Source organism: Desulforegula conservatrix Mb1Pa (assembly GCF_000426225.1).
In the GTDB taxonomy this organism is placed as follows: domain Bacteria; phylum Desulfobacterota; class Desulfobacteria; order Desulfobacterales; family Desulforegulaceae; genus Desulforegula; species Desulforegula conservatrix.
Map to the genome: position 1 here is coordinate 40,012 of NZ_AUEY01000006.1, position 17,185 is coordinate 57,196.

At 41.2% G+C, this 17,185-nt stretch carries 16 protein-coding genes; 10 read left to right on the top strand and 6 right to left on the bottom strand.

From position 1 onward, the window contains the following. Window positions 1–150: 150 nt before the first annotated feature. The 3 genes from rpmE to coaE form a co-directional block, all read right to left on the bottom strand. Entirely contained in the window at window positions 151–369 is a 219-nt protein-coding gene (gene rpmE, locus K245_RS0104275; RefSeq protein ID WP_027358312.1) for a 50S ribosomal protein L31, read from the bottom strand. Between the two features lie 25 nt (window positions 370–394). Continuing rightward, window positions 395–1,642: a transcription termination factor Rho gene (gene rho, locus K245_RS0104280; RefSeq protein ID WP_027358313.1), complete on the bottom strand. Its 1,248-nt coding sequence runs from the start codon at window positions 1,640–1,642 to the stop codon at window positions 395–397. A gap of 285 nt (window positions 1,643–1,927) precedes the next feature. Next, window positions 1,928–2,545, bottom strand: a complete 618-nt coding sequence (gene coaE, locus K245_RS0104285; protein WP_051283863.1) for a dephospho-CoA kinase — start codon at window positions 2,543–2,545, stop codon at window positions 1,928–1,930. A 270-nt stretch (window positions 2,546–2,815) separates the two neighbouring features. Here coaE and K245_RS0104290 point away from each other — a divergent pair, with 270 nt between their 5' ends. The 7 genes from K245_RS0104290 (at window position 2,816) to K245_RS0104330 (ending at window position 9,102) form a co-directional block, all read left to right on the top strand. Next, on the top strand, window positions 2,816–3,487 hold the full coding sequence (locus K245_RS0104290) for an adenylate kinase (RefSeq protein ID WP_027358315.1): 672 nt from the start codon (window positions 2,816–2,818) through the stop codon (window positions 3,485–3,487). Between the two features lie 175 nt (window positions 3,488–3,662). Continuing rightward, on the top strand, window positions 3,663–3,866 hold the full coding sequence (rpsU, locus tag K245_RS0104300; RefSeq protein ID WP_035276453.1) for a 30S ribosomal protein S21: 204 nt from the start codon (window positions 3,663–3,665) through the stop codon (window positions 3,864–3,866). Between the two features lie 117 nt (window positions 3,867–3,983). Next, window positions 3,984–5,306: a bifunctional folylpolyglutamate synthase/dihydrofolate synthase gene (locus K245_RS0104305; RefSeq protein WP_027358317.1), complete on the top strand. Its 1,323-nt coding sequence runs from the start codon at window positions 3,984–3,986 to the stop codon at window positions 5,304–5,306. Window positions 5,307–5,567: 261 nt separating this feature from the next. Beyond that, a complete protein-coding gene (locus K245_RS0104310; protein ID WP_027358318.1) occupies window positions 5,568–6,941 on the top strand; it encodes an aldehyde dehydrogenase in 1,374 nt (457 codons plus the stop codon). A 3-nt stretch (window positions 6,942–6,944) separates the two neighbouring features. After that, on the top strand, window positions 6,945–7,382 hold the full coding sequence (locus K245_RS0104315) for an NUDIX domain-containing protein (RefSeq protein ID WP_035276455.1): 438 nt from the start codon (window positions 6,945–6,947) through the stop codon (window positions 7,380–7,382). Between the two features lie 3 nt (window positions 7,383–7,385). Further along, window positions 7,386–8,057 carry a 16S rRNA (guanine(527)-N(7))-methyltransferase RsmG gene (rsmG, locus tag K245_RS0104320; RefSeq protein WP_027358320.1) on the top strand — a complete coding sequence of 224 codons (672 nt, stop codon included), beginning with the start codon at window positions 7,386–7,388 and terminating at the stop codon, window positions 8,055–8,057. Window positions 8,058–8,538: 481 nt separating this feature from the next. Beyond that, window positions 8,539–9,102 carry a Crp/Fnr family transcriptional regulator gene (locus tag K245_RS0104330; RefSeq protein ID WP_027358321.1) on the top strand — a complete coding sequence of 188 codons (564 nt, stop codon included), beginning with the start codon at window positions 8,539–8,541 and terminating at the stop codon, window positions 9,100–9,102. 61 nt (window positions 9,103–9,163) lie between these two features. On the opposite strand, the gene K245_RS0104335 is transcribed toward K245_RS0104330, so the two are convergent. Next, on the bottom strand, window positions 9,164–10,393 hold the full coding sequence (locus K245_RS0104335; protein WP_027358322.1) for an AAA family ATPase: 1,230 nt from the start codon (window positions 10,391–10,393) through the stop codon (window positions 9,164–9,166). A 386-nt stretch (window positions 10,394–10,779) separates the two neighbouring features. Here K245_RS0104335 and K245_RS0104340 point away from each other — a divergent pair, with 386 nt between their 5' ends. The 3 genes from K245_RS0104340 (at window position 10,780) to K245_RS0104355 (ending at window position 15,263) form a co-directional block, all read left to right on the top strand. Next, window positions 10,780–11,550: a hypothetical protein gene (locus tag K245_RS0104340; RefSeq protein ID WP_027358323.1), complete on the top strand. Its 771-nt coding sequence runs from the start codon at window positions 10,780–10,782 to the stop codon at window positions 11,548–11,550. Window positions 11,551–11,555: 5 nt separating this feature from the next. Next, window positions 11,556–13,217, top strand: coding sequence for an acetolactate synthase large subunit (locus K245_RS0104345; protein WP_035276456.1), 1,662 nt, complete (start codon window positions 11,556–11,558; stop codon window positions 13,215–13,217). A 327-nt stretch (window positions 13,218–13,544) separates the two neighbouring features. Continuing rightward, entirely contained in the window at window positions 13,545–15,263 is a 1,719-nt protein-coding gene (locus K245_RS0104355) for a methyl-accepting chemotaxis protein (protein ID WP_027358325.1), read from the top strand. A gap of 258 nt (window positions 15,264–15,521) precedes the next feature. Here the strand turns inward: K245_RS0104355 and K245_RS0104360 are convergent, their stop codons facing one another. After that, the gene (locus tag K245_RS0104360; RefSeq protein ID WP_156906696.1) at window positions 15,522–16,583 is read right to left on the bottom strand and encodes a hypothetical protein; all 1,062 of its coding nucleotides are present in this window, start codon (window positions 16,581–16,583) and stop codon (window positions 15,522–15,524) included. 37 nt (window positions 16,584–16,620) lie between these two features. Continuing rightward, window positions 16,621–16,992: a hypothetical protein gene (locus tag K245_RS0104365; RefSeq protein WP_027358327.1), complete on the bottom strand. Its 372-nt coding sequence runs from the start codon at window positions 16,990–16,992 to the stop codon at window positions 16,621–16,623. Between the last annotated feature and the right edge of the window lie 193 nt (window positions 16,993–17,185).

Consider the following 17,185-nt stretch of genomic DNA (forward strand, 5'->3'; position numbering starts at 1 on the left):
TCCCCAGATTATTGTGTAAAAATGGTGTCAACAAAGCATGGACACCGTAAGGAAATTAAGAAATATCCTCTAAAAATACAAAAAGGCAAAAAAAATCAGGCGGTTCATAATAAACCGCCGTGATTCTTAAGCCCCCAAAAAATAGAAAAGCTATTTATCAGCGCTGTCCTGAAATTTTGCGTATTTCTTCTTGAAGCGCTCGATACGTCCAGCAGTGTCAACCAGTTTCTGCTTACCGGTAAAAAAAGGATGGCAAGCGGAACAAATTTCCACTTTGATATCCTTTCTAACTGAACCAACTTCAAAAATTTTGCCACATGCGCATGTCGCTGTGGTCAACTCATATGCAGGATGAATGCCCTCTTTCATCTGGTATAAAACTCCCTGTTATTCATTATGAATTCATTGAATCAAGAAACTCTTTATTATTTCGTGTTCCGCTCATTTTATCAAGTAAAAATTCCATGCTGTCAATCGTATTTAATGAAGCAAGGAGCTTTCTTAAAATCCAAAGCCTGTTCAAAGTGGCGCCATCAATAAGAAGTTCTTCTTTTCTCGTACCTGATTTTTTAATATCTATGGCAGGAAAAATTCTTCTGTCAGCAAGCTTTCTGTCAAGCTGGATTTCCATGTTACCAGTACCCTTGAACTCTTCAAAGATAACTTCGTCCATCCTGCTTCCGGTATCAACAAGGGCTGTGGCTATAATTGTAAGACTTCCTCCGTCCTCAATATTTCTCGCGGCACCAAAAAACCTCTTCGGTCTGTGAAGAGCATTTGAGTCCACACCACCGGAAAGAATCTTCCCGCTCGGAGGCATTACAGAGTTATAAGCCCTTGCAAGGCGGGTAATACTGTCAAGCAGGATTACAACGTCTTTTTTATGCTCAACAAGTCTCTTGGCTTTTTCAATTACCATTTCAGCGACCTGGACATGGCGTTCGGCCGGTTCATCAAAGGTGGAACTGATAACCTCGGCGTTGACGTTTCTGGCCATGTCAGTTACTTCTTCAGGTCTTTCATCAATCAGCAATATAAAAGGAACGACATCTTTATGCGCTGATATAATGCTGTTTGCAATATTCTGAAGAAGCATGGTCTTGCCTGAGCGCGGAGGTGATACGACCAGGCCTCTCTGACCAAAGCCCAGCGGCGTGAGAAGATCCATTACTCTGGTTGAATAATTGTCACTTGCGTTTTCAAGATTGATTTTCTGTTCAGGATAGAGAGGGGTCAAGTTGTCAAAAAGAATTTTTTCCCTTGCTACTTCCGGGTCTTCGTAATTGACGGCCTCGACCTTGAGAAGCGCAAAATACCTCTCAGACTCTTTTGGCTGACGAATCTGGCCTGAAACAGTGTCCCCTGTTCTTAGATTAAATCTCCTTATCTGGGATGGTGAAACATAAATATCATCCGGCCCTGGCAGATAATTGCAGTCAGGAGAGCGTAGAAAGCCAAACCCGTCAGGGAGGATTTCAAGCGTGCCCTGACCATAGATCAATCCATTTTTTTCTATCTGAGCCTGCAAAAGCGAGAAAATCAACTCCTGTTTACGCAAACCCGCAGCACCATCTATATTGTACTGCTTGGCAAGCTTAGCCAGGTCCTTGATTTTCATAGATTTAAGTTCAGAAATATTCATGAAGTTTCTCCATCATAAAAAAATTCACCCTGCAGCAGCCAAACCGGAAATTCAAACCGGAATGCATCATTAAAAATTCATAAATTATTAACGATACTTAAAATTTGGCTTATTTGGACTTTCGAGATCCTAATCTAAAGCATGATTTTCGGCTAATGCATGATTCGAGATACGGCAGAGGCCGCGACTTGACCACTTGATTTTTGAGCACATAAGGGATTTACCAAGAGACCGGGAAATAAAACCAGGAAACACAACTATATAATCACGCTATAACCTTAAGATTTAATTGTCAAGCCTTAAAGATTTTAAATAGTTATACAATTTTTCCGATTCATCCGATAGCTCTGCAACCCCACCTGAGTTGCTGATCAGATAGTCGGCTTTTTCAGCCTTGACATCATCTGGCATCTGTATCGAAATAAGCGCAGAAGCTTCTTCTGTTGATACGCCGTCCCTCAGCGAAAGCCTTTTGATTCTGTCGACCTGGTCACATATAATGACAACGACAAAATCAAACATTTCTTCCATACCTGATTCAAAAAGCAGAGGAACCTCTACAATGACAATATCCTCTCCTTTGTTAAAGGCATCGTCAATCTGTTGGTTCATACCGGCAAGTATTCGAGGGTGAAGAATATCCTCAAGTTTTTTCTTCTTGTTACGGTCTGCTATTATCAGCCGCCTGAGATATGGCCTGTTAAGACCGCCATCAGAAGCAATGGACTCGGGTCCGAATTCAGCCCTTATAACAGCCAAAGACGAACTACCAGGCGCAACAACCTCTCTGGACAAAGAGTCCAGATCTATCACGACAAGACCTTTTTCCCTGAGACACCGGCAGACAGTGGACTTTCCTGATCCAGCGCTCCCAGTTAAAGCAACCCGCATTGATTTGGGCATCCCTGGCCCCTTTCATTTAAAACCCCGCCTTCTTTTCCCCGGAACGTCCTATAATTCAAAAACAAAACGAATTCAAATATTTTTTTAAAGAAAATGCGAGTTTATGTCACCCATACGGACAAAAGCTCTTTTACTTGACAAGGTGTGAGGATTTTAATACTAACTTCGCGTTACTTCTTGATTTTCTTATTTAGACTTTAAGCCTTCGAGGCTTTATTTGTATTTATAGACATAAATTAGCTATTTTAACTTTTTAAGGAGAATCAGCAAATGAACATTCTGTTTTTTGGTCCAAACGGAAGCGGAAAGGGTACCCAGGGCGCAATCCTTCGTGACAAATTCAAGCTTGCCCATGTTGAGTCAGGCGGAATTTTCCGTGAAAACATCAAGGGCGGCACTGAACTTGGTATGATAGCTAAAGGCTATATTGACAAGGGTGACCTTGTTCCAGATGAAATCACAATCCCAATGATTCTTGATCGCCTTAAGAAAGATGACTGCAAAGAAGGCTGGCTTCTTGACGGTTTCCCAAGAAACAAGGTACAGGCGGAAAAGCTTGATGAAGCGCTTAAAACTTCAGGCATGAAGCTTGACTACGTTGTTGAGATTCTTCTTGACAGAGAAACTGCAAAAAACCGCATCATGGGTCGTCGTCTCTGCGTAAATGACAACAACCATCCTAACAATATTTATATTGATGCCATCAAGCCAAACGGTGACAAATGCCGTGTTTGCGGCGGTGAACTTTCTTCCCGCGCTGATGACCAGGATGCAGACGCTATCAACAAACGTCATGACATCTACTACAACTCAGTAGACGGAACCCTTGCATCTGCATATTATTTCAAGGCTCTTGCTGAAAAAGGCGCAAGCAAATACATCATACTTGATGGTGAAAAAGCAGTTCCTGAAGTTACAGCTCAGCTTCTTGCTAATCTGTAACAACCAGCTCATATAAAGTTTCAAAATAAAACCGGCCCCTTGAGGCCGGTTTTATTTTGAACTTTTCCATTTTAAAATTTCCTTGCTTTATTCAATATTTTAAAATAAATAAATATGATTTTGAAAAATTGCAATACATCACCCGTCAAAGACGGCAAGAAAGGGGCGATATAGTTTGAAAGAAATCGAGGTTCGCGTATTAGACAATGACCTTGAAAAGGCAATGAGGATTTTGAAGAAAAAAATCCAAAACGATGGACTTTTTAAGCGTCTCAAACTCAAAAAGACTTTTGAAAAACCTAGCGAATACCGCAGACGCAAGGCGCGTGAAGCAGAAAGAAGACAGCGCATTGCAGCGGCAAGAAAATTCAGAAAATAATTTTATCCAGTTTTTTAAAAAAGCCCGGCACATATGTGTCGGGCTTTTTTGTTTAGTAAATTTATTAAAAATATGCTTTCCTGAAAAAGACACCATTACATTTTTTCCAGGCAATCGATGAATTCAACCACCAAGTCGCCAACCAACAGCAACCAAGCATACTACAAATGCATTCAGACGCTTTTCAGCCTCGGAAGATTCGGTATAAAACCAGGACTCGAGACAATAAGGCATCTGCTTGAAAAACTTGGCTCCCCTGAAAAAAAAATCAAATCAGTTCATATAGCAGGTACCAACGGCAAGGGTTCAACAGCCTCAAGCATCGCATCAATCCTGTCGGCATCAGGCATTAAAACCGGACTTTTTACCTCACCTCACCTGATCAGATTCAATGAACGAATTTCGATAAACGGCGAGCATATTTCGGACTCCGAAGTTGTTGAATTCTATGAAAAAGTAAAACAGGCAGACACAGGAGAACGCCCTGCCACTTTCTTTGAATATGCTACGGCAATGGCTTTTTGTTTTTTTGCTGAAAATGGCGTTGAATATGCTGTCATAGAAACAGGAATGGGCGGCCGTCTTGATGCCACCAATACCATAACTCCTTGTGCAAGCATAATAACCACAATATCAAAGGATCACGAATCTTTTCTTGGCAATACGATCTCGTCCATCGCATCTGACAAAAGCGGAATAATCAAGACGGGCGTACCAGTAATTACAGGCGTCAGAAATCGTGAAGCCCTTAAAGTAATTGAAAATGAGGCTGAAGGATCAAATTCTTTTCTCCTGAAAATAGATACTGATTTTTCCCTAATCCGAAGCCCAGACTCATCTTATTACTATAAAGGCAATAACAATGATTTCATCGGCAATATTGAAATCCGCCTTAATGGAGATCACCAGATAGACAACACAGCACTCTGCATAGCTGCCTGCAATATATTAAAAGACCAAAGAATAACCAAAAATTCAATACGAAACGGACTTAAGCTTGTTTCGTGGCCAGGAAGGCTTGAGTATGTAAGCAAAAACCCCTTCATAATACTGGACGGAGCGCATAATCCTGAAGCTACTGAAAAACTGTGTACCTATCTTAAAACGATGCATAGGGATAAACCTGTTCTCTTTATCATTGGAATGATGAAGGACAAAGACCATACACAATCACTAAAACCGATTGCAGGGCTGAACCCAAGGATTATTATCACAGAATCTAAAAGCCTGCGGGCAGAAAAGGCGGAAGAGCTTGGCAGCTTTCTAAAAGAGAGTTTCGGTATAACATCAACTGTAATCCCAGACCTTCCGGAAGCCATAAAAAAAGGGCTTTCTACAAAAAACCCCGAAGAAATCATATGCATAACCGGCTCGCTTTATATTGTTGGAGAAGCTAAAGCATTTTTCAATAACACTGATTTCCAGACAGCACCTAACTGATTGTAACATTTTCCGGCTGAGCATCCAACCAAGCTTTGATGGCCTCGCAAAAAGTCAAAAAAGAGATTCGGCGTCATGCCGGACTTGATCCGGCATCCAGTTATTTCAGATACTTCTGGATTCCGACCTGCGCCGGAATGACTAAATTCGGACTTTTTGCGACTTTGTCAAGCTTTGTAACACCAAAAAATAGTCTTGACTTTTTATTTAGCCCCTCTATTATTTAGTCGGTCAACTAACTCAATTAAAAAGGGCAAATATATGAACATTTTTGAAATCACTAAGATAATAGAAAAACAAGATACATTTTTCAAAACAGGCGAAACAAGGGATATTGAATTCAGAAAAAAGCAACTCACCATCCTAAAAAATGCCATTATTTCAAATGAAAAAAAAATATCAGAGGCTATACACCTTGATCTTAGAAGAAATGATACAGAAGCATACATGACCGAGATACATGAGGTACTCAGGGAAATAAAATTCGCTATTAAAAATATTGAAAAATGGGCAAAACCAATCAGTGTCAGCACTCCAATCACTTGCATGCCAGGCAGAAGTATCAGAATGCCAGAACCACTTGGAAAAATTCTGATAATTGCGCCCTGGAACTACCCGTTCATGCTTTTGATGGCGCCCCTCGTCAGTTCAATATCGTCCGGGAACTGTAGCGTTCTGAAACCGTCAGAATTTGCCGAAAACACCGAGAAGCTGATAAAGGAAATAATTACTGAAAATTTTGACCCTGAATTCATCGCCATTATCTGTGGAGGGATAGAAGAAACAAAGGCCCTTCTGGAAGAAAAATTTGATCATATATTTTTTACGGGAAGCACGCAGACAGGAAAAGCTGTCATGGCCGCCGCAGCCAGACATCTTACTCCGGTGACACTCGAACTTGGCGGGAAAAGCCCATGCATAATTGATGAGACAGCGGACATTCAGCTCAGCGCAAGACGAATAGCCTGGGGTAAATTCATGAATGCGGGCCAGACCTGTGTTGCTCCTGACTATCTGCTCGTAAATGAAAATATAAAAAAACCTTTGATGAACGAGATATCTAAAAACATTAAAAAATTTTATGGTGATGATCCATCAAAAAGCGATTTTTATGGAAGAATCATAAACAAAAGACATTTTGAAAGGGTAAAAAGCCTGATAATGCCTGACAAGGTCTTCTGCGGAGGAGATCATGACGACAAAAATCTTTACATTTCACCTACTCTGTTGGATAAGATCAGCCTTGATGACCCCGTTATGAAGGATGAGATTTTCGGGCCTGTTCTTCCGGTTATTTCCTGGGACAAAATTGATGAAGCAGTGGATACTGTACTTGGATTCCCCAAACCACTCGCTCTTTATTTTTTTTCCAAAGACAAAAACAATGTGGACAGAATCCTAAAATCGACTTCATCAGGGAACGTCTGCATAAATGATACAATCATGCAAATAACATCAAGCCATCTGCCATTCGGAGGTGTTGGCGAAAGCGGAATGGGATCATACCATGGGAAGATTGGATTTGACGCTTTTACTCATTATAAAAGCGTTATGAAGAGATCTCTGGCTGTTGATAACCCTCTAAGGTATCCGCCACAAAAACAAATACTGAAAAGAGTGCTCAAACTTTTATAAATTATGGACAAAACTTACAGAAATCCCCTTCTGACTGTTGACGCAATAATTGAAACGGAATCAGGAATTATTCTAATAGAGAGAAAAAACCCTCCATATGGATGGGCTCTTCCAGGTGGATTTGTGGATTACGGCGAGTCACTCGAAACCGCTGTCATCAGGGAAGCAAGAGAAGAAACGAGCCTTGATATAGACATAGAAGAACAGTTTCATGCATACTCGGATCCTTATAGGGATCCGAGAAAACACACTGTATCTGTTGTATTCATAGTAAAGCATGATCCTAACCAGACTCCATATGCCATGGACGATGCAAAAGCCCTGAGGGTGTTTCCTTTGTCTGAAATCCCTGAAGATCTTGCATTTGACCACGGTAAAATTATTTCTGACTACATCAGATATAAAAACGGAGAGTCTAAAAAAGGAATCTTCAGAAGATAATATATGGAAATTGGCGATATAAAATGGAATGAAACAATATTAAAAGGCGCTGCAGAGCTGGATGTCATTATATCCGAAAATCAGGCCCAGCTAATGGCACTTCACTGCAAGGAACTGGTTGCATGGAACAGAATAACCAATCTGACATCAATCACAGATCCCGAAGAAATTGCTGTAAAGCATGTCATTGACTCCCTTGCGCCGGCAAATATGATGAAAAAGCAGGCAAGGATTATTGACATAGGAACAGGAGGAGGCTTCCCTGGCATACCTCTTAAAATTTTACGAAACGATCTTGATGTACTCCTCCTTGACTCCTCAAGAAAAAAAATAAGCTTTTTAAAACAGGTCATCATAAAAACAGGCTTGAAGGGCATTAGTGCCGTACATTCAAGGGCCGAAGATCTTTCCACAAAACCAGGAATGACAGGATCTTTCGATATCGCAATATGCAGGGCTTTTTCAAGCCTCGAGAATATATTGAACATGGCATCTCCTTTCTTAAAAAATGACGGGATAATAATTGCCATGAAAGGTAAAGAAGCAGGAACTGAAGCCGAACAATTCATTGCCGGTACCGGACATTTTGTCGACCTTACAATTAAGGAATACGAGTTGCCGCTAATGTGTCAGGAAAGAGCAATAATAACAATTAAGGGTGCCTCGAAAAATTAGAATTTTTGATGTGCAAGCAAGGAAGCGGAAGCGCTTAAAAAGCGGAGTTTATACAGTCTTAAATGAGGATTCGAGTACGACGCTGACGCAATCTCATTAAGCTTTGGCAAAAAGTCCGATTTCATCTGTCCTGTCCCTGTAAAAATAGGGAGCCGGAATCCAGAAATATCTGAAAATACAAAGATGACGGATCAAGTCAGGCATGACACTGAAGACCTCTTCTGACTTTTTTTATGGTCATCATTTTTTAGAAGTAGCCTTAAAAAAAGAATCTCTGCTTTAAATTAATATATCTGTACTTGAAGGCGCTTCCCCCAAAAGGCAAAAGTCGAGCCACAATCCAAACAGCACGTCCTGAATCACTATATTTCAACCCGAAAAGCCCCCAGACTGTAAAATTCTTAAAAACTGGAATCGATTGACTGGAAAGTGAGTATTTTATATAATAAAAAAAATAATCTACCCCCTTGGAGTTTTAAATATGACAAATCCGGAAAGCATAATGGTAAACCAGGAAATACTGGAACGACTCAGGACGATTCCTGTACTCAAGGCTTTTGACGACGAAGAACTTCAGGAGCTGCTCAAGATGAGTGAAATCAGAGAGTATGGCCCTGGTGATCTTATTCTTGAGGAAGGTAAAACAGATGGATGGATTTTCTATCTTGTTTCCGGGAAAGTAACCATAAGCAAGAAGGGTAAACAATTAGTAACCCTTGAAACAACCGGGGATGTTTTCGGAGAAATGGGGGCAATAAACGGGACAGTGCGCTCGGCTTCTGTCCATGCCCTGGATTCTGCAATATGCCTGTCCCTTAATGTTGTGGACATTGATAAATTCTCAGCAAAAAACAGGTTCGCTTTCAGATATATAATATACAGGGAGTTCGCACAGATTCTTGCAAACAGGCTGAGAGAGACAACTGAAGAGCTCATTAAGGCAAAAGAAGAGATTGAAAAGTTAAATGTAATGAACCGGCTGATGGCTGTCACAGAAGAACTTCAAAAAGCTCAGAAAGAAATTGCCGAACTAAAAAGCAGATAAAAGCCATCAATGATACATTTTTGACTCATGAATCAAAAAGGGGCCGATCAGCCCCTTTTTTTCATATAAAACCGACCCTGGATTTTGGATTTTTTTCATTAGACTTTCCGTTCAAAGCATTTATATCTTCTTTAATTCCTTCAAATGTTACTTTGCGCCGAACATCTTCAAGTGATACATAACTGCCCCTTGCCAAAGCATCGAGAAGATTTTTGCTTCCGGCCGCAGCTGTCTCCATTGCAAGCTTTTTTCTTGGCACATAACTTCTGCAAAACTCGCTTATGAATGCTCCGGTCTTTCCAGGTATTATTGTGGCAAGCTCGGTGTAATGTTCTTCATTCAGACCTTTCACAACATCATGCTTTTCCATGAAATGCTTCCACATCGCTTTTCTTTCTTCTTCGCCAGGAGGCGGTATATGGACAGGAGCAAGCCGTCCTTCTCTTATTAAAGTATCATCGAAAATATCCGGTTTGGCGTTTGTTGTTATACTGAAAACAAGATTAGGATAATTAGAAATATATTTTTTAAGAACATCCACAGCCTCCTGATAATAATCCATGCCTGAAGAATTATGCGCTTCTGAAGATATTACGAGTGAAGTCGCTTCATCCAGAAAAATATAGGCCGGTCTGCCTGATTTTATTGAAACATTATTTATTTCAGCAATTTTCTCGTCAAGATTATGGGCAAGAGAGCCTACGTATTTCTCAGACAAGGACGCGACATTGAGTTCAACTGAATGAGCTCCGGCTCTTTCATAAACCTGTGCTATTGCCTTCTGAAGAGCTGTCTTGCCGGTTCCGCCTTTGCCATAAAGGATTACACCGCTGAACGCTGGCTTTTCTCCCCTGATTACTTCCGGGACACTTGTCCTTATGAGCACTTCATTGAACACTGAAGTGTTCATGAAAATATTGTATAAAGGAGAAACAACGTCAGATGCTCCAGCTGCTTCTTTGGAATGATTATCCTCAGATACTGATAATACCTGCGCTGATTCTGTTTCTTCGTCCAGACAAATCATGTCAGGAACTTTATGAAGGATATGTGATATCCCCATATACGGAGTTACGACCGTAATTGTATCGACATCAAAACCCTTGTCAGTCGAATCAACTCTTTTCACAGCAGGAGTAAGGAGGCCGCCATAATTTTCTGATACTTTTCCGTTGAGATTCAACCAAACCCGGCCTCTTTCATCATTTAGCAGAGAACCAATCTGGAGATAGCCCTCTTCGCCAACTTCCATCTGTCTTATGGGTTTATGGAGTTTCATGCATTCTATCATAACGTCCCCCTTCCCCGCTTGAGCTTCAAAATCACCGCAATACGAATTACTTTCTTAATACGTCTGATAATCTCATCGGTAAAAATTTGAGTGTCTTTAATTAGTTTTCAAAAAAAGCACTGCTTTTTTTAAAATTTATACTGCAATAAGCAAGCCACGGGCATATTAATGATAAAATCAAATATTTTTAAAAAATTTGGGCTTTTTTCGACCATTGATGAGCAATTATTTCCTTCCAGAGTTTTGTAGGGAAAATGTAAAAGAAATGACAGACATCAAAACGCTTGTATAAAGCATAAATAATGTTTAATTATTGATGCACTGTTTAAAAATTTCAAAAAAATCCCTCAATAAAGACCACCAATAATTCCGGAGGAAAGTGATAAATGAAGGCAAAAATTGTTGCCGTTTTTCTGCTTGCCATTTTTTTAGTCGCAGGATGTATTTCAGAATATGAGACTGACAATGATGAAGGGAAAGGACTAATCACTGATGGATCTGGCCTTGACAAGAAAAAGGAATATCAGGTCATCAGCTCCCATCTTCAAAAAATGACGGCCGAAGCCTGGACTGTTTCAGGATCAGCCTATGAACTAAGAAGAGATGAAAATTTAAGCGACTGCACCGGCGAGTATACAAGACAAACCGGCGACCAGGTAGAATTTGAAGGAAGGATTGTAATACCTGTAAGGGAAAGGATAAACCTAACATTTGAAGACAACCTCGACTCTGAAGACGGCAGCGGTGATCCTACAGTCATAACCAGGGACACCACGCGTTTTTATACGGAGGAAGGAATTCTTCTTGCAGAAGCAGACACAGCCAGCGGCCAGATAACATCAAGAATCTCAAGCGATGAAATCGACTCCGGCGGATGGCCTGAATCGTGCCGCACCGGAGAATTCGGGTTTCTTGTTGAGATGACCATGACATCAGGTATAAAAAGAAGTTCTGTGTGGTATCTTGAAAAAACAACTGAGGGCAACGCAAACTTCATAATAAAATCAGCAGACAGAAAAGAATCCGAAGAAGCTGAAATTGTTGAGGAGAGAACCGAAACCATCAATACAGCAGGAGACATCGTTCTTAAAAAAATGAAAATGAACGATCTTGAAAAAAGATACAGAATTGAAATTGACCTTATAAAAGCGCAATAATTATCATGAACAGCGCAGAGCTTCTTGTAAAATGCCTTGAAAATGAAGGTGTAAAATATATTTTTGGGTTGCCGGGGGAAGAAAATGCCTGGCTTCTGATGGCTCTCGAGCAGTCAACGATAAGATTCATACTCTGCCGTCATGAGCAAGGCGCTGCATTCATGGCCAATTTGTACGGCAGACTCACAGGAAATCCAGGAGTCTGCCTTTCAACTCTTGGACCAGGAGCGACAAATCTGATCACAGGCATAGCAGATGCCAATATGGACAGAGTTCCTCTTGTCGCCATAATAGCCCAGGCAGACAGTCATAGACTGCACAAGGAAGGACACCAGAATATTGATCTGGTCTCTCTTTTCAAACACATAACAAAGCGGTCATGCACGATTTTCCACCCTGACAGCATACCTGAAATAACAAGAAAAGCCTTCAAGACAGCCAGAGAAGAAAAACCCGGAGCCTGTCTGATAGAGCTTCCCTGCGACATAGCGTCAATGCATGCGGAGTCCAGACTCAAGCCCCTGAGGGCTGAAAACCCAGGAAGACCGCTTCCTGACAGGGATTTAATAAAAAAAGCCGCAACACATATCATGGCGTCAAACAATCCCATAATAATTGCCGGAAATGGCGTAATACGTGAAGAAGCGTACAGGGAACTGAGAATTTTTGCAGAAAAAACAGGCATCGGAGTCACCTCTACTTTCATGGCAAAGGGAGCAGTTTCAAAATGCAGCGAACAGAATCTTTTCACCATTGGACTTGAAGCAGAAGATTATGAGTGCATGGCTATTAAAGAAGCTGATCTGGTTATTGCCGCCGGTTATGATTTCGTCGAGTACTCGCCCAAAAAATGGAATCCTGATGGCAATGATTCTCACAAAAAAATAATCCATATTGATTATCTTCCTGCAGAAACAGATGAATGCTACATGCCGAATATTGAGGTGACAGGAGATATCTCCGAAGCATTCAGAATACTCACCAGTATTATCTCAAATTCAGAGACACACTTTGACCTGTCTTTCCAGCATGAAACCAGGAAAAAAATAATTAAGGATCTTGAAAGCCACAAAAGCATTAATCAGAAAGGATTAATATCTCCCCAGAAAATCATCCTGGAAATAAGCAAAGCAATGTCAGATAAAGACATACTCATAAGTGACGTTGGGGCTCATAAATTATGGATAGCAAGGTACTTTCATACGGAAAACCCCAGGACATGCTTTATCCCCAACGGTTTCTGCCCAATGGGTTTTGCCCTTCCCGGAGCCGTGGGGGCAAAAATTGCATGCCCTGACAAAAAAATCATCGCAGTATGCGGTGATGGCGGTTTTTTGATGAATATGCAGGAGATGGAAACAGCCTCAAGAATTGGCGCAAACATAGTTGTCATGGTCTGGGAGGACGGAGAATTCGGACTCATAAAATGGAAGCAGGACAATTTATTTGGCCATCATACGGATCTGCACTTCAATAACCCTGATTTTGCAGATCTCGCAAGGGCTTTTGGATGGTACGGAAAAAGGATCACTGACTCAGCAGCAATATCCGAAGAGCTTTATAAGGCATTCAATTGCGGAAAACCCGCTCTCATTTCAATACCAGTCGATTACAGAGAAAACATGAAGCTTTCGGAGCACCTGAGGGATATTTCAAAAACAAACTGATCTCACAAAAAACCTGGCAAAGAAAACTTTCTATACGTCCGCCCCAAAACAACTTCCAAAACAAATTGGATAATGGTATTTTATTGAAAATTCAAAGCCTCTATCATTAATTGACGGTCTCGCAAAAAGTCAAAAAAAGGCATCGGCGTCTTGATGGGCTTGATCCGTAATCCAGCTCTGCTGGATTCAGCCTCCCCGCTTTTCACAGGGACGGGCCGCGGCGGAATAACGGAAATCGGACTTTTTGCAACCTTGTCATTAATTAAAAGGTGGATCTCTTTTTAGCCGGCACCATCCCTTCAACCACATCTTCCCCAGGGGGACCAAATGAGACTAAGTGATATAAGCGTAAAATGGAAAGTTCTGGCAGTAGCCATTGTTGGCCCTGTCATCATTGCATTTGTTTTTGCGTCATACAGGATTGCGGACATAAGAGCTGCCGCAGAGGATGAAATTCTGTCAAAAAGCCGGGCCTTTGTTTTTATGGCAGAAGCTTCCAGGGATGAAATGGCTAAAAAAGTTGAACTTGGAATAATCAAGCCTTTAAATGAAATTCCAAAGGAAAATCTTGTTCAGGCGGTTCCGGTTGTAACTGCTATTCAAACTGTTGCAAGAAATGCAAAAGAGGGGAATTTTGAATTCAGGGTACCAAAAGAATCACCAAGAAACCCGGCAAATCAGCCAACTGAATTAGAGAAAAAAGTGCTTGATGAAATTGCGGCTGGAGGCCTGACAGAAAAAATAATAAAAGAGAGCGATAAAATAAGGTATTTCAGACCGATCAAGCTCTCAAAGGACTGCCTTTTCTGCCACGGTGATCCAAAAGGAGAAAAAGATCCCATAGGCGGAACAAAGGAAGGCTGGAAAGAAGGAGAAATCCATGGAGCCTTTGAAATAATAAGCTCCCTCGAAGAAGCAAATAATAAAGTAGCAAAAGCAAGAATCGCAACATTTTTATGGACAGCAATTATAGCAGGACTAATAGGCGGAATAAGCTGGCTTTTCGTAAAACTGAATCTCATATTACCTCTGACAGCGGCAAAAAAGCAGATAGACTTTATCAGCTCAGGAGATCTCACCCATACTGCAGAAGTAAAGGGCAAGGATGAATTAGGCCAGATGAATTCAAATCTTAATTTAATGACCCAAAATATGGGGAAAATGATAACAGCCATACGCGAAGCCTCAGGAAGCGTTATAGGCTCTGCCTCAGACCTGTCAGATGTTTCCGGCTCGCTTAAATCAAGCAGCGAATCTACGCTCTCCCACCTCAACACAGTTGCAGCTGCGTCTGAAGAAATGAGCGTGAATATGAACTCAATAGCCGCGGCAGTGGAAGAGACATCAACTAATGTAAGCATGGTGGCAAACTCTGCTGAACAGATGGCTTCAACAATAAATGAAATAAGCAGAAATACGGAAAACGCCAAATCAATATCCCAGAAAGCGGTAATTCAGGCAGATGACGCTTCAAAAATCATGGCTGCCTTGGGAGGAGCTGCGGCACAGATAGAAAAAGTAACTTCCATGATTACTGATATTTCAGAACAGACAAATCTTCTTGCTCTGAATGCCACAATCGAAGCGGCAAGAGCCGGAGAAGCGGGAAAAGGCTTTGCTGTAGTCGCAAGCGAAATAAAACAACTGGCGTCCCAGACAGTGGCAGCCACAGAAGAAATCAAAAAAAGGACAGAAGAAATCAAAGGCTCTACATCAAGTGCAGCATCCCAGATCAGTACAATTTCAAATGTAATCAATGATATCAATGACATAGTATCAACAATTGCCGCAGCTGTCGAAGAACAGGCCGCAACCACCAAAGAAATAGCAAACAATGTTGTCCAGGCTTCACTAGGCACCCAGGAAGTAACGACAAACGTATCCCAGGCATCTCTGGCAACCGGTGAAATAACAAAAGATATTGCAGGAGTTCATTCTGAGGCAGAAGGAATTGCTTCAATGAGTGCCCAGGTAAACCTAAGTGCAAAAAAACTTAGTGATATTGCCCTAAGCATGGATGAAATTGTAAAAAAGATAAAAATTTAAGCTTTCAAGGGTATTCAACAAGGCAGGGAGAATTCTCCCTGCCTTTTTTTATCGTTGGTTTATGAAGGGTTTTCAAATATTGATGGTCTCGCAAAAAGCCAGAAAATGGCTTTAGTGTCATATCGGACTTGATCAGGCATCCAGTAATTTCAGCCACTTCTGGATTCCGGCCTGAGCCTGAATGATGTGAATCTGACTTTTTGCGGCCTTGTCAGATATTAGGATGATAATTAAACACGGTCGTTTTTATTAGAAAAGCTACCCGTTATAAATAGCCTCAAAAATAACAACCAGAATATCCCCGGGAATAAGATCAGTATCTGCCTGAACTTTCCAGTCCACCTTTATGGTCTGGGCATCAACCACCTCCACGTCCGCATATATTTTCTCGCCGGTAACAGCCGCCGCTTCCAGCGATGAATCATCCATAACCCTGTATTTAGTGATCCTTGTATGATCTTTTTCAAACTGGGCCGACCATGTCCACAGGGCAGCATCTCCTGATCTTTTGACCTTTTCGAATTCAGGAATATCAAATACGTTTATTACCGCAGATTTAAAATCATCGGCCACATCGACAGAATAACCACCCGTCATTGTAGTATATTTGTCAATTACTGCAAAAAGGCCTTCCAACCGGAAAACAACGGTAAGATTCCATGACTGACCGCATCTGACGGATTTATCAACAATACACCCCTTGGGCCAGAGAACCCATTCACCGTTTCTAAATGTATATTCAGCCCCACCTGTAAAATACTCGCCGGCCACAAGTGGAGGGATGTCAGTGTCGCCTGTGTCAGGAACAGTTTCATCGACCGCAATAAGAAAGGTGCTTAAATGGTCTGTTTTAATACCGGTCCTGTTTGACGAAAGCGACCTGAATGACGTGGCCTGTTTCTCCCACTTCATGGTTTGAGGATTGAAATAGAAAACCGCCGCTTTTTTTTCAGAGCCCTGGCCTCCATCAAAAAAACCGTCATTATCCGAATCTTTATATGGGAGAAAAATCGAGGCTTTTCGCTTGAATTGCTGCCCGTGGGGGTAAAAACTCACGCAAGGGCCTACCTGTTTGATTCCTGAAGGAAGTGGCCCAGGAAGGGATGAACTATTTATTGAAAACTGTACGTCGGACAAAACAGCCTCTTCAGGAATGACTATTTCAGCTCCTGACAGTTCCGAAGAAGGATCTGACACAGACAGCGAACCGCCTGAACGGCCGATTATCTGCCCTGATCTTACTTCTTCCTCCTCTTCTTCCACACCTCCCACAGAAGATGAAGATGAACAGGAAAAAATGGAAAGGCCCAATAAAATCATGCAGACCACTGATAGGGGCCCGCCGATTTTTTCCATATTATATAATGATGCCAAGCTCTTCAAGAGTCTTGCCTTGATAGAATTCTTCATAAGCTTTATAAAACTCGCCGGATCCAAATTTTTTATAAATATCCATTATTATGCACTCGGTTTCCACCACATCCCATCCGTCATTTCTTATCTGGGTTGAGAGCATCATTCTTACAAGTCTTATCTTTGCATCAAGATATCTTATGGCTCTTTCTATTTCTGTAACCAGATCTTCATCAAGTTCATCAGGAATTCCTGAAAGATGGCCGCAAGTATCCATAAAGATTTTAGGCTGGTCTTTAGGAGGAATTCGTTCAAGACCCTTAAGTATTGGTGAAGGAAGTTTGGATTTGATTCCATTAATTAATTCTGGGCACATAATTGATTTAAATCTCCTTTAATGTAATCCTTATATTCCCTTTTTTTAAGTCAGGTTATTTTATTACTATTACAAACCTAAACTGAAAGACAAATATTCTTTAAACAATTATTATAATATGAACTCGCAAAAAGGCAAATACACGTATCATACACGTATCAGAATCATGACGGATGTTTTGAAATACACCTGC

Bases quoted from the DNA above. Each gene is read 5' to 3' on its own strand.
- rpmE (WP_027358312.1), bottom strand. From the start codon at position 369: ATGAAAGAGGGCATTCATCCTGCATATGAGTTGACCACAGCGACATGC.
- rho (WP_027358313.1), bottom strand. From the start codon at position 1,642: ATGAATATTTCTGAACTTAAATCTATGAAAATCAAGGACCTGGCTAAG.
- coaE (WP_051283863.1), bottom strand. From the start codon at position 2,545: ATGCCCAAATCAATGCGGGTTGCTTTAACTGGGAGCGCTGGATCAGGA.
- K245_RS0104290 (WP_027358315.1), top strand. From the start codon at position 2,816: ATGAACATTCTGTTTTTTGGTCCAAACGGAAGCGGAAAGGGTACCCAG.
- K245_RS0104305 (WP_027358317.1), top strand. From the start codon at position 3,984: ATGAATTCAACCACCAAGTCGCCAACCAACAGCAACCAAGCATACTAC.
- K245_RS0104310 (WP_027358318.1), top strand. From the start codon at position 5,568: ATGAACATTTTTGAAATCACTAAGATAATAGAAAAACAAGATACATTT.
- K245_RS0104315 (WP_035276455.1), top strand. From the start codon at position 6,945: ATGGACAAAACTTACAGAAATCCCCTTCTGACTGTTGACGCAATAATT.
- rsmG (WP_027358320.1), top strand. From the start codon at position 7,386: ATGGAAATTGGCGATATAAAATGGAATGAAACAATATTAAAAGGCGCT.
- K245_RS0104330 (WP_027358321.1), top strand. From the start codon at position 8,539: ATGACAAATCCGGAAAGCATAATGGTAAACCAGGAAATACTGGAACGA.
- K245_RS0104335 (WP_027358322.1), bottom strand. From the start codon at position 10,393: ATGATAGAATGCATGAAACTCCATAAACCCATAAGACAGATGGAAGTT.
- K245_RS0104340 (WP_027358323.1), top strand. From the start codon at position 10,780: ATGAAGGCAAAAATTGTTGCCGTTTTTCTGCTTGCCATTTTTTTAGTC.
- K245_RS0104345 (WP_035276456.1), top strand. From the start codon at position 11,556: ATGAACAGCGCAGAGCTTCTTGTAAAATGCCTTGAAAATGAAGGTGTA.
- K245_RS0104355 (WP_027358325.1), top strand. From the start codon at position 13,545: ATGAGACTAAGTGATATAAGCGTAAAATGGAAAGTTCTGGCAGTAGCC.
- K245_RS0104360 (WP_156906696.1), bottom strand. From the start codon at position 16,583: ATGATTTTATTGGGCCTTTCCATTTTTTCCTGTTCATCTTCATCTTCT.
- K245_RS0104365 (WP_027358327.1), bottom strand. From the start codon at position 16,992: ATGTGCCCAGAATTAATTAATGGAATCAAATCCAAACTTCCTTCACCA.